Source organism: Rhodococcus sp. Eu-32, from assembly GCF_003336925.1.
GTDB classification, from domain to species: domain Bacteria; phylum Actinomycetota; class Actinomycetes; order Mycobacteriales; family Mycobacteriaceae; genus Rhodococcoides; species Rhodococcoides kyotonensis_B.
Genome location: NZ_QGNK01000012.1, coordinates 64904 through 88920 on the forward strand (window position 1 = coordinate 64904; position 24017 = coordinate 88920).

Below are 24017 nucleotides of genomic sequence, written 5' to 3' on the forward strand. Positions count from 1 at the left end.
TTCGACACAGGGGTCGAACGTCTCGGGGATCGAACGTACAGCCTAGCGCCATTTCGAGGTGTTCGTGACCAGGTGCGGGTTCGCCGGATCCGAAGGACACCTGGCACGATGTCGAACGTGCCGACGTCCGCGATTTCTCCCACACTCAGTCGTCGAACCGCGTTGCGGTTGACCGGCGGTGTCGTTCTCTCCACCGTCGGGCTGGCGGCGACCGCAGGATGTTCGTCCGGCGCCGAGACCGCAGCCACCGTCGACACACTGACTCAGCACCTGAATCTCGCGCGCCGCGACGCGGCGGCCGCGGGTGCCGCAATCGCGACGCTGCCCGATCTCGCAGGCCCGCTCGGGGTCGTGCAGTCCGAACGGGAAGCCCATGCGTCGGCGATTTCCGCGGAGATCGACCGCGTCGCGGGGACCGACCCGAACGAGACCACGACCGCGAGTCCGACGACCACCCAGGCACCAACTCCCCCACCGACACTGGACGAGTTGAAGAGCCTGCTGAGCGAATCCCAGCGTGCCGCAGCCGGTTCCGCGCGCGAAGAGTCCGGCTACCGCGCAGGCCTTCTCGGATCCGTCAGCGCGGCATGCGCCGTCGAGGTGTCGGTGGTGCTCGCATGAACGAGCTCGGAGAAGAACAGCAGGCTCTCGTCGACGCGCTGAACGCCGAGTACGCGGCAGTATTCGCCTACGGCGTCGTCGGCGCCTTCTCGAATCCGACGCGTGCGGACCTCGTCGCGACGAACGCCGCGGCGCATCGAGCCCGACGCGACGCGACGATCGATGCATTGAAAGCTGCGAGCGTGACTGCGCCGCTTCCCAGTCCGGCCTACTCGATTCCGTTCGCCGTGACCGACCCTGTCTCAGCAGCACAACTCGCAGCCCAAGCCGAGGTCGACACGTCGATCGCGTGGCGGTCGGTGATCGAACGCAGCAATTCCGGTCCCACACGGGAGACCGGAATCGCTGCACTCACGGAAGCGGCACTGCGACTGGCGAATTGGCGCGAGATCCTGGGAGTGTCTCCGTCGTCGGTTCCGTTCCCCGGTCAACCCTGACCGACTCGGCACCGGTTCTTCCCGGCATGAACAGCGCGGCGACGATTCCGAGCGCGACCGCTCCGGCGCCGACGAGAAGCGCGGGAGCGAGCGCGTCGGTGTAGCCGGTGGGCGTCAGGGCACCGCCTGCCCCGAGGAACACGGCGGTCAGTACCGCGATGCCGAGCGCGACGCCGATCTCGCGGATCGTCGAGTTGGTGCTGCTCGCAGTGGCATGGTCGACCTCGGCCATGTCGGCCAGGACGGCGGTGGCCGAGGGCGCGAAGGTCAACCCCATACCTATGCCTGCCATCGCCAGCGCGGGCACCATGCTCGCGTAGGACGTTCCCGGCTCGAGAATCGCGGCCATCCACACCAGAGATCCGGCTTGGAGCGTCAGGCCCGCGACGAGCAAGGCTCGCAGACCGAGCCTCGGCGCGAGAAGCCCGGCCAGCGGCGCGACGACCATCGGTGCCGCTGTCCACGGCAGCGTCCGCAGACCAGCCTGGAACGGGCTGTAGCCCATGACGATCTGCAGATACTGCGACAGCAGGAACACCGCACCGAACATGCCGAGAGTGAACGTCACTCCGATCACGTTCGCGAGCGCGAAGCTGCGCGAGCGGAACAGACGCAACGGCACCACAGGGGACGATGCGCGTCGTTGCCTCGCCACGAAGACGATCATCGCGACGGCGGATCCGGCGAACGTCAGAAGCACCGAGGTCGAGGCCCATCCGTCGTCGTTTCCGTGCACGACAGCCCAGACGAGCAGGAACACGCTCACCCCAGCCGACAGAACTCCGGTGTAGTCGAGCGGCTGTCTGCGCCCGAACGATTCCTTCAACGCGACGAGCGCGAGCGGAACCGCGATCAAGGCGACGGGGACGTTGATCCAGAAAATGCCCTCCCATGCGACGCCGTCGACAACGGCACCACCGACGACGGGACCGAGCGCGACACCGAGCCCGGAGACGCCACCCCAGATTCCGATGGCGAGCGGACGCTTGGCCGCGGGCACGACCGACGCGAGCAGCGTGAGCGACAACGGCATGATCGCTGCCGCGCCCGCACCCTGCACCGCACGAGCCGCGATCAGCATCGCCGGCGTCGTGGCGAGGGCCGACGCGATCGACGCGAGCGTGAAGACGGCGATTCCGCCGAGGAAGACGCGTCGTCGACCCCACCTGTCTCCGAGCGTCGCCGCGACGAGCATCAACGTCGCGAAGCTCAGGGTGTACGCGTTCATGAACCACTGCAGTTCCGCGACGGATGCGGAGAGGTCGGCCTGAATCACCGGAAGTGCACTGGTCATCACCAGATTGTCGAGTGTTGCCATGAACATCGGGAGCGACGCGGCCACGATTCCGACCCAGATCGGAATGGTGCGCTCGCTCGGTGGTGGAACTGGCGGGGATGTCGTGGTCATCGGAGTCACCTTCGCTGTCACGGGAGTTGTAAGCATCGAATGATTACTTGTGCAGTGACGCTAGTAATCGACTGATAATCTGTCAACATGGCAGCGCCGACGAAGACCACACGCATGGATGCATCGGACCGACGCGAGCTCGTGCTCGACGCCGCGATGCGCGCGTTCGCGAGGGGCGGGTTCGCCGGCACCAGCACCGACGCCGTCGCCAAGGAAGCAGGTGTGTCGCAGCCCTACGTCGTACGCATGTTCGGGACCAAGGGCGAACTGTTCCGCCTGGTGTTCCAACGCGCCATCGACGGCATCATGGCCGCGTTCGAGAAAGTCCTGAGCGGCGACGAGCCGTACCCCGACGACGACGTGTGGGCAGCACTCGGTGCCGCCTACACCCAACTCGTCGCAGACCGCGATCTGCTGCTCGTCATGATGCACGGCTTCACCGCCGGAAGCACCCCGGACATCGGAGCTCAGGGCCGCGCCGGGATGGGTGCAATCTTCACCCAGATTCGCGAGGGCACCGGATGCACACCCGACGAGGCACGGGACTTCATCGCCCACGGCATGTTGCTCAACTGCCTACTCGCGATGCAAGCACCCGAACACACCGACGACCATGCACTGAGCGAACTCGCGTCATGCTCCTTCGGGCCGACCCTGGAACAGCTTCGGAGCTCTGTGCGAGTGGATAATTCGGGGCCGCAGGCTGCGCACTGACGCTCATCGAGCCGCGGTATATCAGCGGTTCACTACAATCTAGTTCACGAAGTCGGGAGACACAGTTGTCCGCTATCCCCCGAGGCGGCGCTCGCTTACCGAGCGCGCCCCACTCACAGGACGAGCACGATGGACGCTGCTCGCCGATTCGCGGTTCTTGTCGGTGGCATGTGATAGTGCTGTTCGATCGTAATGCACTGCGAGACAACCAGTTTCCTTGACAATCCGATCTCCGGTGATATAGTCGAACACAAGTTCGAATCGAGTCGGGGGGCTTGAATCCATGCCGTTCACGGAGCGCAGCGCGTTCGCGAAATACATCGGACCACAGAAGAAACCGGTCATCGACACCGACCTGTTGGGTGAACTGTCGCAGGTCGCGGTCCTGGAAAACCAGGCCTGCGCACGCAAAGTCGCTCTCGCAGCCCACATATGGGATTCCTGCATCCACCAAACCATCCAAGTCGGGGACCTGATCACCGACGCCGGCAACTACGCCGCCTCCGAAACCGCGAAAATCCTCGGCTGCTCGAAAACCGTCGCAGACACCTTCGCCGAAATCGGCATGGACCTACGCCTACGACTGCCCGCGATCAAAACAGCATTCGAATTAGGCGAACTCGACCTCGCCCGCGTCCGCGCGATCTACCGCGTCACCTCCCCGCTGTCCCTGGATGCCGCCACACGGATCGAAGCCGAAGTACTACACGCCGCCAGAAGGCTCTCGCCCGGACCATTGGCCACCGAAATCGCCGCCATCATCCAGCGCACCGCACCCGACGAAGTCGCCGAAACACGAGAAGACCTGAAAAAAATCACCGGAGTGCGCTACCGCGACAAAGACCTGATCGCCACCATCGAAGCAACCCTCGACGCCGCCGACGCCGCCGCCTGCTGGCAATCGATCACCGAAATGGCCGCCACACTATGCCCGCGCGACCCCCGCACCCGCAGCCAACGCCTCGCCGCCGCCTACACCGCATGCATACGACGCGAAACCCATCTCGCCTGCACCTGCGAAGCCGACGAAGACCACCCCTGCACCGCCAACCGAACCCTGCCCGACCGGCGGGTGCCGTTGACGTCGATCACCATCGACCTCGCCACCCTCGCCGCATTGAACGATCTACCCGCCTACCTCGCCGGACACGGGTTGATCGACGCCGCCTACGCCCGCGAACTCGCCGCCAACAGCGACTGGCAAATAGTCATCACCGAAGCCAGAAACATCGCCGACGAACTCCACATCACCCTCGACAACACCACCGACACGGCCGACAACGACGACGAAGCCGCGACCACGGAAGACACCGACACCGGCACCGACACCGTGACCGACACCGAAAGCGCCGAGCAGGAAGGTGATGCCGGGGACGCCGCGACCGAACCCGAGAATAACCCCGCAGCTACCGGCCGTTCGACACCCGTCGATCATCTGACATTCCACCCACTCGGACGCGGGCGACGCCGACGCGGACTACGCCTGCCGAAACCGGCTGTAGGCGCCGCTCGCGCACAGACCGTCCCCGCCGACACCGGCCCCTACCGCGGCTCCTACACGCTCATCGCCGCTCTTGAGAAAGCGATCGCCGCCAATCCCGCAGTCGCGCAAGCGCTCTACCCCGACGGTCACGGAGGATTCATCGAATCACCCGCCGGGGCACTGCAGTACAAGCCCCGCGCACAGCTCGCCGACCTGGTCCGCCACCGCGACCGCACCTGCCGATTCCCCGGCTGCGACGTACCCGCAGCCAGCTGCGAACTCGACCACATCATCCCCTACCTCCACCACGACCCCGCCCGCGGCGGCTGGACGATCCTGACCAACCTGCACTGCCTGTGCCGCTACCACCACTCCCTCAAAACCATGGGCGCCTGGCACACCACCATGCTCGCCGGAGCCATCGAACACTGGACATCGAACTCCGGCAGCACCGCCGTCACCCTCCCCGGAAGCAGCGTCGGCGCAACCGATCTCACCGGCCACACACTCACACCACACATACCCCGCAAACGCAGACCCACATGCAAAGAAGAACCCGCCGAACCGGAATCGACAGCCCCACCGCCCGTCGAGCCCGACAAGACCAACGCGACAGAAAAGACCAGCCAGGCCGAGAAGGCCAGCGAGACAACCACCCACGATCAACCCACCGACCCCTGGAACGTCGACATCACCGGCGAAGAAAGGGTAGACGCCGATGACCCAGCACCGTTCTAGGATCAAGGTAGCCGCAGTTTGTACGTTTTCCCGGGTCGAGAGTCGTCGATAACCTCAGGCTTTCATCTCGTAGGCACCGTCGTAGGCAACGACTTCGTTCCACACCGCGTCGAAACGTGCCTTGTCGGCGACGGGCTTGCGGATCGCACCGAGCGCCCAACGTTGCTGAGCCTCCGTCGACGACGGCTTTCCGTGCAGCGCGACGGCATAGCCGGAGAAGTCGCGAACCTGGAAGTCGAAGATCTGATCCAGCAAGGGCGTCGAAATACGTTCCGCCAGTTCGAGAACGAGATGCCCGTACACGATCAGCGAGAACAAGTGGCCGACATTCAGCAGGAAGTCGAGATCCGTCTGCTGGGTCTCGTCGGGTGCCGCCTCGGCCAGGAACTGCTCGAACGCCAGGGCTTGTTCGTGGAAGCGGGCGACATTCGGCACGTGAGAGTGCTTCTCGTACACGGGTTTCCAGTCGTGAAATCGCACCTTGCTCGCGCCACGGGCCGGACCTTGCGCGAAGAAGAAGGTGTCGTCGGAGGCGTCGTCGCGCACACCGACTTCCGGGTACTCGGTGGGCGCGAACATGTAGGACGGCATGAACTTGAGCATCAGCGCGACGTTGACGTGCACTGTCCCCTCGAGTTTTGGAAGCGTGCCGATCAGTTGCGCCGCCTCCCGGAAGTACGTGTCCTTCTCGTAGCCCTTGGCGGCGACGACGTCGTGCAGCAACCGCACGACCGTCTCGCCTTCGGACGTGACCTTGGCTTTCGTCATCGGATTGAACAGCAGATAGCGACGGTCGTCCAGCGTCGCAGACCGGAAGTAGTCGACCGCGCGTGCACTGAACAGTTTCATCGCCGCCAGCCTCGCGTAGGAGTCGACGAAACTCGCTCGCACGTGCGCAAACTCGGTGACGCGGTTGCCGTAGAGAATTCGATTGTGCGCATGTGTGATCGCTTCGTAGAAGGCATGCTCGGTGATGCCGATCGATCCGGTGCACAGATTGAACTTGCCGACGTTGACAGTGTTCAGCGCCGCGGAGAACGCGTCGGCCCCAGTGTGGAGGATGTCCTCCTCACGCACCGGGTAGTTCTCGAGCGCGAACGTGCTGACGTACATCTGACCGTGAACCACGTTGCCGCGCAACACGAAATTCGGGTGGGACGAGTCTGCGACAAAAAAGACATAGGCATCTGGGCCGGCAGGAGCGGAGCCTGCGGAGTGACCGGATTGGGCAGGAGCGGAGCCCGCGGAGTGACCGGATTGGGCAGGAGCGGAGCCCGCGGAGTCACCAGAAGACACGGTGTCGGTGCGCCGACCGAAGACCGAGACCATGCCTGCGACGTTGCCGTTACCGATGTAGTACTTCTCCCCCGACGCCATGAAACCGTCGTCCGTGGGCGTGAGGAGCATGTCGGTGGAGTAGACGTCGGCGCCGTGCGCGCGCTCGGACAGGCCGAACGCCATGACGCCACCTGCGTCCAACTGCTCGGCGGCACGACGCTTGGCCGCGTCGTTGTCGCTCATCCAGATCGGCCCGAGGCCGAGAACGGTGACCTGCCAGGCGTACCAGTAGGACAGCCCGTAGAACCCGAGGATCTCGCTCAACTGAGCGTTGCGAAACGCATCCCAACGTTTGTTCGGGTCCCCGTTCGCATAGGCCTGCGGGGTGCAGAACGTCGCGAAGATTTTCTCCTCGGCGACGAAGTCGAGGAAGTCAGCCGTCCAGACCGCATTCAGGTCGTCGTCGAGCAACCTGGCTTTGCCTCGGTTCTCGAACCAGTCGATCACGGCACGGAGTTGCCGCGCCGTCTCGTCGTCGAACTGAGCACCGTCGAATGTCGTCGGATCGAACAGCGAGAAACCGGCCACGGCGAATCACCTCTCACACTCGGTTACCCCCGAAGCTATCAAGGGGTAACCGAGCCCGAGTGGAAATCAGGCGGTAGGGCGGACTGCCTTCACGATCTCCGCGACGGCGGCATCCTTGTCGACCTCTCGGCTCTCACCGGAGAATCGATCGCGGATCTCGACCTTGCCGTCGGCCCATCCGCGACCGACCACGACCACGAGCGGCATGCCGAGCAGCTCGGAATCCTTGAACTTCACGCCAGGCGATGCCTTGCGGTCGTCGAACAGGACCTCGAGCCCCTGCACGTCGAGCGCCGACGCGATGGACTCGGCGCCTTCGCGGGCGGCGTCGTCCTTGTTGGCGATGACGAGGTGCACGTCGTACGGCGAGATCTCGGCAGGCCAGCGCAGGCCCTTGTCGTCGTGCATCTGCTCGGCGACGACGGCGACCAGCCGGGACACTCCGACACCGTACGAACCCTGGACCAGTCGAACCGGCTTGCCGGTCTCGCCGAGAACGTCGACGGAGAACGCGTCGGTGTACTTGTAGCCGAGTTGAAAGATGTGGCCGATCTCGATTCCGCGCGCCGAGACCAGCGTGCCCTGGCCGTCGGGCGACGGGTCGCCGTCTCGCACCTCGGCTGCCTCGATGGTGCCGTCGGGTGTGAAATCACGGCCGGCGACGAGGTTCACGACGTGCTTGCCCTCGATGTCGGCGCCGGTGATCCACGACGTGCCGTCGACGACCCGGGGATCGACGAGGTAGCGAACACCGTTCGCCTGCAGTGCACGCGGACCGATGTAGCCCTTGACCAGGAACGGATTGGCCGCGAAGTCCGCGTCGGTGAGCAGTTCGAACTCCGCAGGTTCGAGCGCTGCCTCGAGCCGCTTCTCGTCGACCTCGCGGTCGCCGGGCAGGCCGATCGCGAGAAGTTCCCACTCCCCTTCCGCGTTCCGTACCTTCAGCAGGATGTTCTTGAGGGTGTCGGCGCCGGTGATCGTGCGGCCGAGGTCGGCCGAGTTGGCCCAGTCGACGAGCGTCGCGATGGTCGGTGTGTCGCCCGTCTCGTGGTCCACCGCGGCGGGCTGACCCTCGATCGGCAGCGGGTCCGGCGCAGGCGTCGTGACGGCTTCGACGTTGGCCGCATAGCCCGATTCGACGCAGCGCACGTAGGTGTCCTCGCCGATCTCGCTCTCGGCCAGGAACTCTTCCGACGCGCTTCCGCCCATGGCTCCCGACGTCGCCGTCACGATGACGTACTTGACACCGAGACGTTCGAAGATGCGCTGGTACGCCTCGCGATGTGCGTTGTACGACGCCTTCAGACCGTCCTCGTCGAGATCGAACGAGTACGAGTCCTTCATCACGAACTCGCGGCCGCGCAGGATGCCTGCACGCGGACGCTCTTCGTCGCGGTACTTGGTCTGAATCTGGTACAGCGTGACCGGCAAATCCTTGTACGAGTTGTACTCACCCTTGACCGTCAGCGCGAACAGCTCCTCGTGCGTCGGACCGAGCAGCATGTCGTTGCCCTTGCGGTCCTGCAGCCGGAACAGCGCGTCGCCGTATTCGGTCCAGCGGTTCGTCGCTTCGTAGGGCTCACGCGGTAGCAGTGCGGGCAGCGAGATCTCCTGCGCGCCGATCGCATTCATCTCTTCCCGAACGACCTTCTCGATCTGCCGCAACACCTTGAGCCCCAACGGCAACCAGGAGTAGACGCCGGGCGCGATGCGCCGGACGTATCCGGCGCGAACCAACAGCTTGTGGCTGTCGACTTCGGCGTCCGCGGGGTCGTCGCGGAGAGTGCGGAGAAACAGCTGAGAGAGGCGGGTGATCACGGGGTACGAGAATAGTCGGTGGCCCGGCGCAGACCGGCAGCCGCCCACCTCTTGCCGGCGGTGGGTAACGTTGGTGCCCGTGATCGTTCTGCTGCCCCCGTCCGAAACGAAGTCCGACGGTGGCGAGGACTCCCCGCTGGACTTGACCCGCCTGTCGCTGCCCGAGCTCAACCCACTTCGGCAGAAGCTGGCCGACGCCCTCGTCGAACTCGCCGACGATGTCCCCGGCTCGCGCGCGGCACTCGGTCTCGGGCCGACGCAGGACGACGAGATCGAACGCAATGCGTCGTTGTTCACGTCGCCGACAGCCCCGGCGCTGAGCCGCTACACCGGTGTTCTCTACGACGCGCTCGACGCGAAATCGTTCACCAAGGCCGGTCGCGCCCGTGCGGCCGCCCGGTTGTGGATCGGCTCGGCACTGTTCGGTGTCGTCCGCGCGTACGACCCGATCCCGACGTACCGTCTGTCCGGTGGTTCGAAGATCCCCGGGTTCGGAACACTGCGTTCGCATTGGAAGCCGGAGCTGACCGACGCGGTGGTCTCCGCGGCCGACGGCGTCGTCGTCGATCTGCGATCCGGTACGTATCAACAGCTCGGACCGATACCCGGTGCGATCACAGCGACCGTGCTGACCGAGAAGCCCGACGGATCCCGGTCGGTCGTCAGCCATTTCAACAAGCATCACAAGGGACTGCTGGCTCGCGCGTTGACGCTGACGACAGCCGAACCCAAGGACGTGAAGGGACTCGCCAGAGTCGCGTCGAAGGCAGGGCTGCGCGTCGAGGTCGCGTCGTCGACCGAACTGATCGTGGTTACCGAATGAATCCCGTGCCGAAGCTGCTCAGGGCGGGCGCCGACGCGTCGTTCGGGCGCGACAAGGACTTACGCGTCGTCGACGACATCACGGACCGTCTGATCGGGCTGGAAGACTTCGATGCGATGGCGCTGGGGTCGCTCGCGTTGACCAACATGATTCAGACGATGTACGAGGCCGGGTGGCAGCCGTTCGATCTGCTGCACATCGTGCGACGCCAACAGACCGTCGCCGTGTCGTCGCTCGCGGCTGCGGTGATTCTCCATCAGTCGGATCTGACGAACGCGAACGACCGCGCGCCCGAGTTCTGGGTCGACCAGTTGTCGGAGATCTGCGCGCTGTATCCGAAGGCTGCGTCGCGCGTGGAGGCGTCGCCCAGTTTTCTTGCAGCGCTGCTTCGTTCGAGCGGCAAGTCCGACTACATCGCGGCAAGCGATCAGTGGATCGCGGTGCTCGCGCTGCTCGGCCAGTGGCAGACCCTGCCGCGGTGGCCGCAGATCGGCCCGCTGCCATCGCAGTGGCCGAGGAAGCGGGCAACCCCACGCGTCACGGCAACGGCCGGTGCGGATTCTCCGAACTCGAAGGTACTGGGCCGTATTCGTGGCCTGCTCGCCAAGGCCGACGCCACCGACTTCGACGAGGAAGCCGAAATCCTGACGGCCAAGGCGCAGGAATTGATGACCCGGTACTCGATCGACTCGCTTCTTCTGAGCGAGGGAAACGTCGACGTCGACAGCCGCCGCGTACACATCGACAATCCGCACGCGCCGGCGAAAGCTCAATTGCTGCACGTGGTCGGCGAGGTCAACCGGGTGAAGTCGATCTGGGATCCCGAGTTCGCCGTAGCGACGCTCGTCGGGTCACCGATCGACGTCGAGCAGACCGTCGTGTTGTTCACCTCGCTCCTCATCCAGGCGACACGCGCATTGTCGCACTCTCCGAAAGCCAAGCGGCGCAAGGGTTCCGCGTCGGCCGCGTTCGGCAAGGCGTTCCTGTTCGCGTATGCGGTGCGGATCGGTGAACGCCTCGCCGACGCCGACGCGCACGCCCTGGACGAAGCATCGGGAGACTCCCGCGACCTCCTTCCCATGCTCGCCGCCAAGACCGTCGCCGTCGAAGAGGCATTCGACCGACTCTTCCCGAGGGTGAAGGCGATGCGCGGACCGCGGCTCGACGCGGAGGGCTGGGAATCGGGGCAGGCAGCGGCGGACAAGGCGGAGTTGCGGTAGCTAAAATCGGGTTTGCCGACGAAATATTCATCTGCCGACGGAGTCCGGTGCGCAGCTGGTGAACACGTGCGCGAACACGCGTCGACCCCGCCGGGCACAATGGGTTCAGTGCAGAACACTTTCGATGACACGATCGCCCGGGCGACCGAGCTGCTGCAGCGCAAGGATCTGGCTGCGATGTCCGAGCTCGTCGCCGACTTGTCCCCGGCCGATGCGGCTCGGGTCCTCGAACGCGCGGATTCGGCGGAAAGAGCTGTGCTGTACCGACTTCTGCCGAAGGACCAAGCCCTCGACGTGTTCGAGCAGTTCGACGCCTCACTGCGCGGCGAACTGCTCGGCGCTCTGCGCGACGACGACGTCATCACGCTCTTCGAGGAACTCGACCCGGACGATCGCGTCGAACTCGTCGACGAACTACCGTCGAACGTCGCACACCGGTTGATGCAGGGACTGTCGGCGACCGAACGTGACCTGACGGCACCGATGCTCGGCTACGCGAAGGGTTCGGTCGGCCGACGAATGAGCCCGGAGTACATCCGCGTGCACCCGTCGACCACGGCAGCCCAGGCGCTGCACCAGGTGCGAACCACCGGCGCCGATGCCGAGTCGGTCTACATGCTGCCCGTCACCGACGACCGTCGACGCCTCGTCGGTGTCGCCACTCTGGCCGACGTCGCCACCGCTGCACCGGACACGACGATCGGCGATCTCGCTAGTGCGGGACCCGTCGTCACCGCCGAGATCTCCGCCGAGGACGCCGCACGCATGTGTCTCGGCAATCGCAGTCCGGCGGTGGTCGTCGTCGATTCCGAGCACCGCCTGATCGGGATCGTGACGATCGAACAGGCGTCGCGGATTCTCGAGGAAGCCGAGGACGAGGATGCCGCGAGGGCAGGCGGTACCGAGCCCCTTCGACGGCCCTATCTGTCGACGCCCGTCCTGTCGATCGTGCGCTCCCGAGTCGTGTGGCTGCTCGTGCTGGCGTTGTCCGCGATCCTGACGGTTCAGGTTCTCGAGATCTTCGAGCATGCGCTCGCTGCCGTCGTCACCCTGGCTCTGTTCATTCCGTTGCTGACCGGCACGGGCGGCAACACCGGGTCGCAGGCCGCGACGACGGTGACGCGTGCACTCGCGGTCGGCGACGTCCGACCCCGTGACATCGCGGCGGTGTTGTTCCGCGAAGTGCGCGTGGGCGCGACGATGGGCGCGATGCTCGGCTCGCTGGGATTCGTGATCGCCGGGCTCGTATACGACTTCCATCTCGGCCTCGTCATCGGCTCGACACTCCTGGCCATCTGCACGCTCGCCGCGACGGTCGGCGGGGCGATGCCGCTGATCGCGAAGAAGATCGGCGTCGATCCTGCCGTGTTCTCGACGCCGTTCATCTCGACGTTCTGCGATGCTTCGGGGCTGATCGTGTATTTCGCGATCGCGAAGCTCGTGCTCGGAGTGTGACCGTCAGCCCTTCTGCGCATCCTCCTGCGCGGCCTGCGCCTGCGCGACCTGCTGTGGGCTGAATCGGATGAAGTACGCCGCGATGCCCGCGACGACGGCCGCGATCGCGCAGCAGAACAACGCGAACATGTAGCCGGAACTGAGCGCGTCGAGCTGCGCTGCGTTCATCAGGTTCGCAGGTCCGGTCGTGCCGCCGAGAGACAAGGTCCGCGACGTCACCAGTGCGCCGATGACGGCCAGGGCGACAGGGCCGCCCAACGTCTGCGCGACGAGCGCGATCGCCGTCAGCGGTCCGATCTCGGTCGGCTGGACACCGGCGATGGCACACAGCGGAAGCGGAATGGACGCCATACCGACGCCGAACCCGATGCCGATGACCGGGAAGAAGATGCCGGGGAAGTACGACGAATCGCCGTCCATCGTCAGCACCGAGAACAGCAGCCAGCCGACCATGATCGCGGCACCGGCCATGACGAGAAAGCGGGGCTGGATTCGGACGGCGAGCTGCGAGGTGATGAACGCAGCGGCACCGAGTCCGAACGCGAACGGAACGAACGCAAGACCGGCCGCCAGCGGGCTGTAGCCCAGCACGTCCTGCACGAACAACGCGACGAACGCTGCAAGCGAGAACATGACGCCACCCGCGAAGAAGATGGCGACGAACGTTGCGACACGGTCTTTGCTGGAGAAGAGCGAGAACGGTAGCAGCGGATTGTCGGCACGGCGCTCGACGACGAGGAACAGCCCGAGCAGCACGACACCCGCGACGAACGAGCCGATCACCAGCGGACTGGTCCAGCCGAGTTCGGTGCCCTCGCTCAGCGCCAACACCACTCCGGTACATCCGAGCGTGCCGAGTATCGCTCCCGGGAAATCCAAGGCCAGCCGCATTCCGCTGGTCTCGCGAAGCGACACCACCGCGAGGATGACGATGCCGATGCCGATCGGGACGTTGATCAGGAAGATCCATCGCCACGACACCTGAGTCAGCGCACCACCGATGATTAGCCCGGCGATCGATCCGACACCCGTCATCGCCGCGTAGATCGCCACGGCCTGATTGCGGACCGGGCCCGGCGCGAACGTGGTCGCAACGAGGGCGAACGCCGTCGGCGACGCGACCGCCGCACCGACGCCCTGCAGTGCGCGAGCGGCAACCAGTGTCGCCTCGTTGACCGCGAGCCCGCACAGCAACGATGCCACCGTGAACAACACGACGCCGCCGAGGAACATCTTCTTTCGACCGTACGCATCACCGAGCCGCCCACCGAGCAGCATCAGCCCGCCGAACGCAAGTGCGTAGGACGTCAGAACCCAGTTTCGGCCGGCGTCACTCAGCCCGAGGTCGGCCTGCAACGGGGCCAGGGCCAGGTTCGCGACGGTTCCGTCGAGAACCACCATCAGCTGGAGACCACTCAGCACGATGATCGCCAGGCCGAAGGCCCTGGTGGTCACCGGATAGACGATCTGCGTGGAGGCCGCTGCGGGCTGCGAGTGGTCGGGCACGAGAGTTCACGTTACCGAGAGTCCGCCGAAAAACCAGCAACGGTCCCGATGATGACGATCGCCGGAGGCCTGATGCCCTCGGCCTTGACCTTCTCGGCGACGGTCGCCAGATCGGCGCGCACTTCGCGCTGCGTTCGCATCGTTCCCTCTTGAACCACGAGCACCGGCGTCGACGCGGGCCTGCCGCCGTCGATCAGAACCGTCGCGAACTTCTCGATGCGTTCGACGGCCATCAGCAGGACGATCGTGCCCTTCAGCTTCGCCAGTGCATTCCAGTCGACGAGCGAGTCCGGGTGATCGGGCGCGACGTGACCGCTGACGACGACGAACTCGTGCGTCACACCCCGGTGGGTCACCGGAACCCCGGCAGCCGACGGAACGGAGATCGCGCTCGTGATTCCCGGTACGACCGTTACCGGTACGCCTTCGGCCGCCAGCGCCTCCAACTCTTCGTAGCCGCGCCCGAACACGTACGGGTCGCCGCCCTTGAGCCGGACGACGAACTTGCCCGCCTTCGCATGGTCGATCAACGCCTGATTGATCGCCTCCTGCGCCATCGCGCGGCCGTAAGGAATCTTGGACGCATCGATGACCTCGACATGCGGTCCGAGCTCGGCGATCAGCTCCGGCGGCGCGAGACGGTCGGTGACGACGACATCCGCGTACGCGAGCAGTTTGCGTCCGCGAACCGTGATGAGATCCGGATCGCCCGGACCACCGCCGACGAGTGCGACGCCGGTATGCGGCGTGTCCGTCGAGTCGGCGATCAGCCCGGAGTGCATGGCTTCGACGACGGCGTTGCGCACCGCCGCGGATCGGCGATGGTCACCGCCGGCCAGAAGACCGAGGGTGAGCCCGTCGTACTCGGCCGATGCCGGGGTGACGGCTGTGCCGTCCCGCGCGATGTCGGCGCGGACGCAGAAGATTCTCGACCGCTCTGCTTCTGCGACGATCGCCGCGTTGGTGCCGGCCTCGTCCGTGCATGCGATCGCGTACCAGGCGCCGTCCAGATCGCCGTCGGCGTACTCACGCAGTTCCATCGTGATCTGCCCGAACGACGCCATCGCTTCCACCGCTGGCGTCGCCGCGCGCGTGATCATGTGGACCCGGGCACCCGAGCTGATCAACAGCGGCAGCCGTCGCTGCGCCACGGTGCCACCACCGACGACGACGACGCGTCGACCCGACAGATTCAAGCCGACGAGATAGGGAGAGTCGGTCGCATCACCTTCGTTTTCGATCACGGAAGGCAACTTACCGCCCTCGTGTTACGCGCTACCGTGCGCGTGTAACACGTTTCTCGTCCCATACCGGCTCGTCGGATTCGTAAACCTGTCCGTCGGATCCGAAGACCAGGAATCGGTCGAAACTCTTCGCGAACCAGCGGTCGTGCGTGACGGTGATCACGGTTCCCTCGAACGCGGCGATGGCGTCCTGCAGCGAGTCCGCCGACAGCAGATCGAGGTTGTCGGTCGGCTCGTCGAGCAGAAGCATGCTGGCGCCCGACAGTTCGAGGAGCAGAATTTGCACCCGCGCCTGCTGTCCGCCCGACAGGTTGTCGTACACCTGCTCGGACGCCGACGCCAGTCCGTATCGATCGAGTGCGCGACTGGCTGCCTCGCGTCCCATTCCGTCGCGGTGCTCGTTACCCATGTGCAGGATGTCGAGCAGCGTCTTACCTGCGAGGTCGGGTCGTGTGTGCGTTTGCGCGAACAATCCCGGCCGAACCCTCGCGCCGAGAACAGCGGTACCCGTGTGCGGCACCGGGGTGAGTGCGAGTTCCTGGACGGGCAGGTGTTCGCGTTCCGGGTCGGTCCCACCGCCGGCGAGCAATCGGAGAAAGTGCGACTTGCCCGAACCGTTCGAGCCGAGCACCGCAACGCGATCGCCGAACCAGATCTCGGTGTCGAACGGCTTCATCAGCCCGGTCATCTCGAGGTCGGTGCACACGAGCGCGCGCTTCGCGGTGCGGCCGCCGTGCAGACGGACGGTCACCTTCTGCTTCAGCGGCACGGCCTCCGGTGGGCCTGCCTCCTCGAATCGGGCGAGACGCGTCTGCGCCGCGTGATACCGCGCGGCGACGCCGTCGTTGAACTTGGCCTTCTCGCGCAGGCGCAACACGAGCGCACGAAGTTTGACGCGCTCCTCGTCCCATCGACGTCGTAGTTCGTCGAGTCGGGCGTTCCGGTCCTCGCGCGCCCGGTAGTACGTGTCGAACCCGCCGCCGTGCACCCACGACGACGCCCCAGCCGCTCCCGGCTCGAGTGTGACGATGCGCGTCGCGGCGTTCGCGATCAGCTCACGGTCGTGACTGATGAACAGAACCGACTTGGGCGATTCGCGAATCGTCTTCTCCAGCCAGCGTTTTCCCGGTACGTCGAGGTAGTTGTCCGGCTCGTCGAGGAGCAGAAGTTGGTCGGGTCCGCCGAACAACGCTTCGAGCACCAGCCGTTTCTGCTCGCCGCCGCTGAGTGTCGCTGCGGTACGCCATTTCGCCCGATCGAACGGCATGCCGAGGGCTGCCATCGTGACCTCGTCCCAGAACGGTTCGATGTCGTAGCCGCCGACATCGCCCCAATCCGACAGCGCCGAAGCATATTTCAGCTGCGTTTTCTCGTCGTCGGCCTCGATCATCGCGTTCTCGGCGGCATCGAGTGCCTCTGCAGCGTGACGAACAGCAGGCGCCGCCACCGACAGCAGCAAGTCCCGCACCGTCGAATCGTCACGGACCTGGCCGACGAATTGACGCATCACACCGAGCGAACCCGACCGCGTCACCGATCCATCGTCGGGTTCGATGTCGCCGGCGACGATGCGCGTCAACGTCGTCTTGCCGGTTCCGTTCGGCCCGATCAGGGCGGTTTTCGCACCGTCGCCGACGCGGAATCCGACGCCGCCGAGCAGTTGCCGCCCGTCGGGAAGGAAGTAGTCGATGTCGGTCAGTTCGAGATGAGCCACATCGGCCAATCTATGTCAGACGGTCAACTTCTTTTCCGCAGTCTGTTCGAGCGTCTGCCTGCCGACGACGTCGACGTGCGCGTGTTCGACTCTCACCGAGGCAGTTTCGCCGTCGGTGGTGAGCAACATGACGCCGTTGTCGAACCATGGCCCGGCTTCGGCCTCCCAGGCCACGTCGACGGGTGGAACTTTCGCGGATCGCGCGAGGCGGCCGAGCATGCGTGCGACAGGCTTTCGGATGGCCAGCCGGTTCACCGCGCGAATCGGCAGATCCAGCGGATTGCGGAACGGCGACATCGTCAGCTGATAGGTCACCGGGACGTTCTCACCGCCGACCCCGAAATCGGCGCGCGCCACGTACGAGCAATGCACGTCGCCCGAGAGCCACAGGATGGAGGCGGGTGGATCGTCCGTCCGACTCAATTCCCGCGTCAGCGTTGCCATGTCGACGAACGACTTTCCGAACGCCGCCCAATGCTCCAGATCCAGCGCGATCCGAAGCTTCTCACCGATCCAGGACATCCGGCGGCCCCAACTGCCCTGTGCCACCGCCTCGTTCCACTGTTCCAGGTGATGCAACGCGGGCAACATCAAGAACGGAAGCGACGATCCGAACAGCACGTGACGCGACGGACTCTCCAGCGCCCGCTCACGCACCCAGGCCCACTCGGCGGCGTCGACCATACGCCGATCGTCCGCGTCGAGACTCCGCGAACACCGTGAGTCGATCATGATCAACCTCGTCGTGCCGAAGTCGCGATAGAAGCTCCACCTGCCGGTCTCCGGATGCTCGTCGACGCGCAGCGCGAAGTCCGCGAGCAACTTCTCCCGCTCGGCGTCCGAGGTCGCGGAACGAACCTTCTCGTAGAGCTCGTCGCGCGACAACTCGTCGGGCGACAGGTTGCCGAGGTGCTGATAGACCCAGTACGACGAGAACGCGCCCACGACCCGGTCGTGCCACCACGGCCTCGTCTCGATGTCCGCCCGCCACGACGCCGACGAGTTCCAGTCGTCGCGGAGGTCGTGGTCGTCGAGGATCATGCACGACGGCACGCTCGCGAGCAGCGTTCGGACAGGTTCGACACCCCACGACTCGTGGTACAGCCACGAGTACTCCTCGAAATCGCAGATCTCGTTCTCGGCTTCGGTACCGCGGGCTCCGGCCGGGCCGTCGCCTGCGGCGCGTCGGGCGTGCAGGCGTTCGAGAATCTCCGGTGACGGATCGTCCGCATAGACCTGGTCGCCCAGGAACAGCAACGCCTGCGGCCACTCGCTCGGGTCCTGGGTGCGCATACGGTTGCCGAGACCGGCGAGCGCGTCGGCGCCGATACGCTGCAGCGATTCGTCGCCGTAGTTGTCCCCGCGTCGGCACGAGCCGAGGGCGAAGGTCACCGGGCCCTCGGGGTCGCACGTGTGGATGGCGGCGGTATCGGAGACCGGCCACACCGGGTTGCCGTCGAACAGCACCTCGTAGGTGATCGTGGTGTTCGTGGGCAGGTCGGTGAGCGCGACGAGTGCATAGTGGTGGCCGTGCACGCCCCAGGTGGGCACCTCCACGTGCTGCCCCACCGATGTCCGCACCTCGACGGCACCAGGGGTGTCGAATTCGAACCAGAAGGTCGCGTCGTCGGCACCGACGTAGCGAACCAGCGGGCCGAGAACGAGGGGCGAGGATTTCATCTTTCACACAGTGCACCGACGCGGCGAATTGCGCCAGTCAGCGCAGGGCAGGAAGCTTGTTCGCAAGCCGATCGAGGTAGGCAGTCACCTCGGCTTCGGATTTGTCCGGCATGCCGTAGACCACCTCGGTGACGCCGAGCTCGCCCCATCGCGCGAGCTTGTCGACGTCGGGCCTGACATCGAGCACCACGATCTCCGGGTCCCCGACGCGTCCGCCGTCCCGCCACATCTGCTGCAACCGCACGACACGGGACTCGATGTCCTGCTCACCCGGCGTCGTGATCCACCCGTCCGCCGACTGCACGATCCACGCGAAATTCTTGTCCGTGCCTGCTGCCCCGACGTAGGTCGGAATCGCGTCACCTCGAATCGGTTTCGGCCACGCCCAACTCGGCCCGAACTGGGCGAACTCGCCCGAGTACTCGGCCTGCTCGTCGGACCACAAGGTGCGCATGGCGGCAAGATACTCGCGCAGCATCGTCCGTCGACGCTTCGGCGGCACGCCGTGGTCGGTCAACTCGTCGACGTTCCAGCCGAATCCGACACCGAGCACCACCCGTCCGCCACTCAGATGATCCAGCGAGGCAATCGATTTCGCGAGAGTGATCGGATCGTGCTCGACGGGTATCGCGACGGCTGTGCCCAGCCGTATCCGCGAGGTCACCGCAGCTGCCGTCGCGAGCGACACCCAGGGGTCGAGGGTGCGCGCGTACCGATCGTCGGGAAGCGACGCGTCACCGGTCAGTGGATGAGGCGCCTCTCGTCTCACCGGGATGTGCGTGTGTTCGGGTACGTAGAACGAGTCGAACCCCAGGTGCTCCCCGGCCGCTGCAGCGGCGGCAGGGGTGATCCCGCGGTCGGAGGTGAACAGCACGAGGCCGAAGCGCATGCTCGCATTAGAACGTGTTCTAGTCCGCTGCGCAAGCAAGCGCGATGCTGACGGCTCCGATGTTCGTCTTCGGGGTGACGACGCGTCCGCCGCCGCTTCCGAGAACCGCGGCAGCCTCGGCAACGCTGGCGGTCCCGGTTTCGCGCCGCACACGGGCCGACGGGTTCGGCACGGAGACCCGGTTCAGCTGCTCCGCGGTCCACGACGTCGACGAGACACCCAACGCAGCAGCGACGGGCGCCAGGACGTCCGCCTTGGTGTCGATCGTCGCGACGGACACCAAGGTCCTATCCGCTCCGACGACGGTGAGAATCGCGTCGACGATGTCGTCGATCGGGGCGGTGCTGGACGCCCCGACTCCCGCGACGACGCGGTCAGTCACGGGACGCGAACCGCGCGCAGGCAGCGACGAAACGCGCAACCGATTCGGGTATACCCGCCGGATGAGTGTGCAGATACGACGCGTGCACGTTGCCGTGCACGAACCCCTCCCGCACGACGTTCTTCCTGGCGGCACGGCTCGGGTTACGCCATCCCCATGCAGCCGTCGGATTCTCGTCCGCGACGTCGACGAGCATCGTGCGGTGGAATTCGTGTCCGGTCACCCGTGCGCCCGCAGGAAACAGCACCGAGTCGTGCAGAGCAGCGGCGTCGCGGTAGCCGAGCGTCAACGATGCCGAGAAGCAGGCATCGACGTCGATCACCCCTGCCATCGCATGACCGTCGAGACTGCGCGAAAGATAGAGCAGCCCAGCACATTCCGCATGAATCGGCATTCCGGCGGCCGCGGTACGGCGAATGTCCGCCAACAGACGCTCGTTCGACGCCAGCTGCTCGGCATGCTCCTCCGGAAAGCCACCGGGAACGACGACACCGGCCGTGCCGGCGGGAAGCCCGTCGGTCAGCGGGTCGAACACCGTCACGTCCGCGCCGGCTGCCCGCAGCAGTTCGACATGCTCGGCGTAACCGAACGTGAACGCCGGACCACCGGCGATGGCGACGACAGGAGTTTCCGACACGGGCGCGCCCACCTCGTCGGCCGGGTTCCACGCGGCCGACGAGACCGACGAGGCAGCCAACGCACGGAGTGCGTCGAGATCGACGTGTTCGGCCACGAGCGTCGCCATGGCATCGACCGCCGCGCCTGCGGACTGCCCGTGTTCGACGGCGGTGATCAACCCGAGATGCCGAGAGGGCACGGCCAATTCGGACATCCGCGGCAGCACGCCGAGTACCGGAATGCCGACGCGGTCGCACGCATGCCGCAGCACTTCCTCGTGACGCGGACTTCCGACGCGGTTCAGGATCACTCCGCCGATGCGCACCGAGGAGTCGAACGTCGAAAAACCGTGCAGCACTGCGGCGAGACTCTGGCTGTGTCCGCGCGCGTCGACGACGAGCACGACGGGTGCACCCAGCATCGAGGCCACGGATGCCGTCGACCCCTCGGCCGACGCATCACCCGCGCCGCTGGGGTCGATCTTGCCGTCGAACAGTCCCATCACGCCCTCGACGACGGCGATGTCGCACCCGGCACTTCCGTGCCGGAACAGCGGTCCGATACGGTCGGCGCCGACCATGACGGCGTCGAGGTTACGTCCGGGCAATCCCGTCGCAAGCGAGTGATATCCGGGGTCGATGTAGTCGGGTCCGACCTTGAACGGGGCGACGCGATGGCCTGCGGCACGCAGTGCACCCATCAATCCCGTTGCGACCGTGGTCTTTCCGCTTCCCGACGCCGGGGCCGCGATCACGACCGCGGGGACACTCACCACTCGATCCCCCGCTGGCCCTTGCGGCCCGCGTCCATCGGATGCTTGACCTTGGTCATCTCCGTGACGAGGTCGGCAGCGTCGATCAGTGCCTGCGGGGCGTCTCGGCCGGTGATGACGACATGCTGGTTGCCCGGCCGATGCGTCAGCACCTCGACGACCTCGTCGACGTCGACCCATCCCCACTTCAGCGGATACGTGAATTCGTCGAGGACGTAGAAGCGGTGCGTCTGCTCACCCAACCGGCGGGCGATTTCGCGCCAGCCATCGGCTGCTGCCGCCGCGTGGTCGACGTCCGACCCCTTCTTGCGGGTCCACGACCAGCCCTCGCCCATCTTGTGCCATTCGACGCCGCCGCCGACACCGGACTGCTCGTGCAGTTCGCCCAGCGTCCGGAACGCAGCTTCCTCGCCCACCTTCCACTTCGCACTCTTGACGAACTGGAAGACACCGACATCGAAGCCCTGGTTCCACGCGCGCAGAGCCATACCGAATGCAGCGGTGGATTTGCCCTTCCCGGGCCCGGTATGGACCGCGAGGACCGGCTGATTCCGACGCTGCCGCGTCGTCAAGCCGTCGGCAGGCACGGTTCCTGGCAGTGGTACTCCCTGTGGCATGTCGCGCCCCCTACGCCGCGGCGCGGACGACGGCCGCGACCTGCTCGGCCGACAGGTCGGCGAGTCGTACGTATCCCCCGGCAAGATGCTCGGCGAACTCGCGCGCGAGATCGAGCCGGACCATGCCCGTCTCGCAGTCGACGACGACCGAGGCGGTGCCGTCCGCGGCAATCCGTGATGCGGCGATGCGCGCTCGCTCGACGGGGTCGACTCCCCCGGTCGCACGACCGTCGGTCAGCGCGACCACGAGTGCGCGGCGCAGCGGGTCACGTACCTTCTCCCGCTGGACCACCTCGCGCGCTGTCAGAAACCCCTGTGCCAGCGGCGATCTGCCGCCGGTCTTCATGCGACGCAGCCGGGTGACCGCGACGTCGACGCTCGACGTCGGCGGCAGCACGACCTCGGCGTCACGTCCACGCACCGTGATGACGGCGACCTTGTCTCGCCGCTGGTACGCGTCGCGCAGCAGGGACAGGACCGCGCCCGTCACCGCCGACAGCCGATCACGCGCAGCCATCGAGCCGGAGGCGTCGACGACGAAGACGATGAGGTTGCCTTCCCTCCCCTCGCGAAGCGCGCCCCGCAGATCGGCCGGCTCCAACCGGAACCGTCCAGCAGTCCGACCGCGAGCGACCTGCTGCTCGGCGGCAGCGAACAGGGTACCCAGGAGGTGAATTCCCTTGTCGCGCTCCGTCGTTGCGCGCACGACACGACCCTGCGAGGACCGAGAACGCGACCGACGCCCCGGAGCGCCTTCCCCGACGCCGGGGACCTGCATCAACCGCGCACGGAACTGCGACCCGGGAGCCGCCGCCTGCTTGTCACGCGAGTTGTCGCCGCTCTGTTGCCGTTCAGGCGCGTCCGAGCCGTTCGACTCGGGAGATTCGCCGGCAGGGGGCGGCGGCGCGCCTCCCCCGTCGGGATCCGGATCGGGCTCGGGTTCGGGCTGCTGCTCCGCCTGCTCGGCTGCGTCACGCATGGCGTCGTCGAGGGCGCTCTCGTCGATTCCCGGTTCGTCGAACGGATCTCGCCTGCGACGGTGCGGCAGCGCGAGTTCCGCAGCAACGCGGACGTCCGATTCTTCGACGGCCGCCGACCCTCGCCACGCCGCGTGGGCCGTCGCCGTGCGCGCGACTACCAGATCCGCGCGCATGCCGTCGACGTCGAAGGACGCACACAGCGCTGCGATCCGTCGTAGTTCGGTGTCGCTCAACACGACGTCGTCGATGGCCGCCCGGGCAGCGACGATACGAGCGGCGAGATCGGCGTCCTCGTCGGCGTATCGACCTGCGAACTCGGACGGATTCCGTTCGTAGTCCAGACGTCGTCGGATGACGTCCATGCGGGTGTCGACGTCTCGCGAGGCCGTCACGTCGACCGCGAGACCGAAACGGTCCAGCAACTGCGGTCGCAACTCGCCCTCTTCGGGGTTCATCGTGCCGACGAGCACGAATTGTGCTGCGTGAGAATGGGATACACCGTCGCGCTCGATGTGGACGCGCCCCATCGCGGCCGCGTCGAGCAGCACGTCGACGAGGTGGTCGTGCAGCAGGTTCACTTCGTCGACGTAGAGAACGCCTCGGTGAGCCGCGGCCAGCAGACCGGGTTGGAACGCGCGTTCGCCGTCGCGCAGCACCTTCTCGAGATCCAGCGAGCCGACGACGCGATCCTCGGTGGCGCCCACCGGTAGTTCGACGAGACGGGCCGGACGGCTACCGCCCTCGTCCTCGACGGCGGGCAGAAGCGTCGCGAGTGCGCGCACCACCGTCGACTTCGCGGTGCCCTTCTCACCGCGCACCAGCACACCGCCGATGCCGGGGTGCACGGCGCAGAGAATCAAGGACAGCCGGAGCTGATCCTGACCGACCACCGCACTGAACGGATATCCGGGCTGCACGACACACTCTCCTTCATCCCTCGGACTCCTCGCCGAGGACTGGGACGGACCACCGGGATCGGTGGGCCATGACGCGCCGCGCGGTGATCTGGCTTCCGAGTGCCCACGGGTACTC

The 24017-nt window shown here is 66.1% G+C and carries 19 protein-coding genes; 7 read left to right on the forward strand and 12 right to left on the reverse strand.

Going from position 1 to position 24017, the window contains the following annotated elements:
- Positions 1-108 precede the first annotated feature (108 nt).
- Both DK926_RS15760 and DK926_RS15765 read left to right on the forward strand, forming a co-directional pair.
- The gene (locus DK926_RS15760) at positions 109-621 is read left to right on the forward strand and encodes a hypothetical protein (RefSeq protein WP_243636844.1); all 513 of its coding nucleotides are present in this window, start codon (positions 109-111) and stop codon (positions 619-621) included.
- Positions 618-1058: a ferritin-like domain-containing protein gene (locus DK926_RS15765; RefSeq protein ID WP_068428712.1), complete on the forward strand. Its 441-nt coding sequence runs from the start codon at positions 618-620 to the stop codon at positions 1056-1058. The genes DK926_RS15760 and DK926_RS15765 overlap by 4 nt, the downstream gene beginning before the upstream one ends.
- Here the strand turns inward: DK926_RS15765 and DK926_RS15770 are convergent.
- Positions 973-2466 (reverse strand): DHA2 family efflux MFS transporter permease subunit, encoded by a 1494-nt coding sequence (locus DK926_RS15770; RefSeq protein ID WP_114331277.1) that lies wholly within the window; start codon positions 2464-2466, stop codon positions 973-975. The two genes, DK926_RS15765 and DK926_RS15770, sit on opposite strands and share 86 nt — an antisense overlap.
- Before the next feature lie 87 nt (positions 2467-2553).
- Here DK926_RS15770 and DK926_RS15775 point away from each other — a divergent pair, with 87 nt between their 5' ends.
- Together DK926_RS15775 and DK926_RS15780 are read left to right on the forward strand one after the other, a co-directional pair.
- Positions 2554-3180 (forward strand): TetR/AcrR family transcriptional regulator, encoded by a 627-nt coding sequence (locus tag DK926_RS15775; protein WP_114331211.1) that lies wholly within the window; start codon positions 2554-2556, stop codon positions 3178-3180.
- Positions 3181-3463: 283 nt separating this feature from the next.
- On the forward strand, positions 3464-5401 hold the full coding sequence (locus DK926_RS15780; protein WP_114331212.1) for an HNH endonuclease signature motif containing protein: 1938 nt from the start codon (positions 3464-3466) through the stop codon (positions 5399-5401).
- Positions 5402-5455: 54 nt separating this feature from the next.
- On the opposite strand, the gene DK926_RS15785 is transcribed toward DK926_RS15780, so the two are convergent.
- Both DK926_RS15785 and DK926_RS15790 read right to left on the reverse strand, forming a co-directional pair.
- Entirely contained in the window at positions 5456-7267 is a 1812-nt protein-coding gene (locus DK926_RS15785) for an acyl-CoA dehydrogenase family protein (RefSeq protein ID WP_114331213.1), read from the reverse strand.
- 66 nt (positions 7268-7333) lie between these two features.
- Positions 7334-9085, reverse strand: coding sequence for a proline--tRNA ligase (locus DK926_RS15790; protein WP_114331214.1), 1752 nt, complete (start codon positions 9083-9085; stop codon positions 7334-7336).
- Between the two features lie 79 nt (positions 9086-9164).
- Between DK926_RS15790 and yaaA the strand changes: the two genes are divergently transcribed.
- From yaaA to mgtE, 3 genes are all read left to right on the forward strand, one after another.
- Positions 9165-9908, forward strand: a complete 744-nt coding sequence (gene yaaA / locus DK926_RS15795; protein WP_068429175.1) for a peroxide stress protein YaaA — start codon at positions 9165-9167, stop codon at positions 9906-9908.
- Positions 9905-11128: a DUF2786 domain-containing protein gene (locus DK926_RS15800; RefSeq protein ID WP_114331215.1), complete on the forward strand. Its 1224-nt coding sequence runs from the start codon at positions 9905-9907 to the stop codon at positions 11126-11128. The genes yaaA and DK926_RS15800 overlap by 4 nt, the downstream gene beginning before the upstream one ends.
- A gap of 108 nt (positions 11129-11236) precedes the next feature.
- Complete coding sequence (gene mgtE / locus DK926_RS15805; protein WP_068429174.1) at positions 11237-12583, forward strand: magnesium transporter; 1347 nt, start codon at positions 11237-11239, stop codon at positions 12581-12583.
- A 3-nt stretch (positions 12584-12586) separates the two neighbouring features.
- Here mgtE and DK926_RS15810 read toward each other — a convergent pair whose 3' ends face one another.
- Genes DK926_RS15810 through DK926_RS15850 form a run of 9 tightly spaced genes read right to left on the reverse strand, consistent with a single transcriptional unit; the run spans position 12587 to position 23902 of the window.
- Positions 12587-14050 carry an MFS transporter gene (locus tag DK926_RS15810; RefSeq protein ID WP_207890846.1) on the reverse strand — a complete coding sequence of 488 codons (1464 nt, stop codon included), beginning with the start codon at positions 14048-14050 and terminating at the stop codon, positions 12587-12589.
- 50 nt (positions 14051-14100) lie between these two features.
- Positions 14101-15333 (reverse strand): uroporphyrinogen-III C-methyltransferase, encoded by a 1233-nt coding sequence (gene cobA / locus DK926_RS15815; RefSeq protein ID WP_114331217.1) that lies wholly within the window; start codon positions 15331-15333, stop codon positions 14101-14103.
- A gap of 31 nt (positions 15334-15364) precedes the next feature.
- Positions 15365-17047 carry an ATP-binding cassette domain-containing protein gene (locus tag DK926_RS15820; RefSeq protein WP_068428682.1) on the reverse strand — a complete coding sequence of 561 codons (1683 nt, stop codon included), beginning with the start codon at positions 17045-17047 and terminating at the stop codon, positions 15365-15367.
- Positions 17048-17062: 15 nt separating this feature from the next.
- A complete protein-coding gene (locus DK926_RS15825) occupies positions 17063-18727 on the reverse strand; it encodes an alkaline phosphatase D family protein (protein ID WP_114331218.1) in 1665 nt (554 codons plus the stop codon).
- 37 nt (positions 18728-18764) lie between these two features.
- A complete protein-coding gene (locus tag DK926_RS15830) occupies positions 18765-19616 on the reverse strand; it encodes an LLM class F420-dependent oxidoreductase (protein ID WP_114331219.1) in 852 nt (283 codons plus the stop codon).
- A 19-nt stretch (positions 19617-19635) separates the two neighbouring features.
- Positions 19636-19998: a cobalamin biosynthesis protein gene (locus DK926_RS15835; protein WP_165839587.1), complete on the reverse strand. Its 363-nt coding sequence runs from the start codon at positions 19996-19998 to the stop codon at positions 19636-19638.
- Entirely contained in the window at positions 19991-21391 is a 1401-nt protein-coding gene (locus tag DK926_RS15840) for a cobyrinate a,c-diamide synthase (protein ID WP_114331221.1), read from the reverse strand. Before DK926_RS15840 ends, DK926_RS15835 begins: the two co-directional genes overlap by 8 nt.
- Complete coding sequence (gene cobO / locus DK926_RS15845) at positions 21385-22005, reverse strand: cob(I)yrinic acid a,c-diamide adenosyltransferase (protein WP_068428667.1); 621 nt, start codon at positions 22003-22005, stop codon at positions 21385-21387. The genes DK926_RS15840 and cobO overlap by 7 nt, the downstream gene beginning before the upstream one ends.
- 10 nt (positions 22006-22015) lie before the next feature.
- Positions 22016-23902 carry a VWA domain-containing protein gene (locus tag DK926_RS15850; RefSeq protein WP_068428664.1) on the reverse strand — a complete coding sequence of 629 codons (1887 nt, stop codon included), beginning with the start codon at positions 23900-23902 and terminating at the stop codon, positions 22016-22018.
- Positions 23903-24017 lie beyond the last annotated feature (115 nt).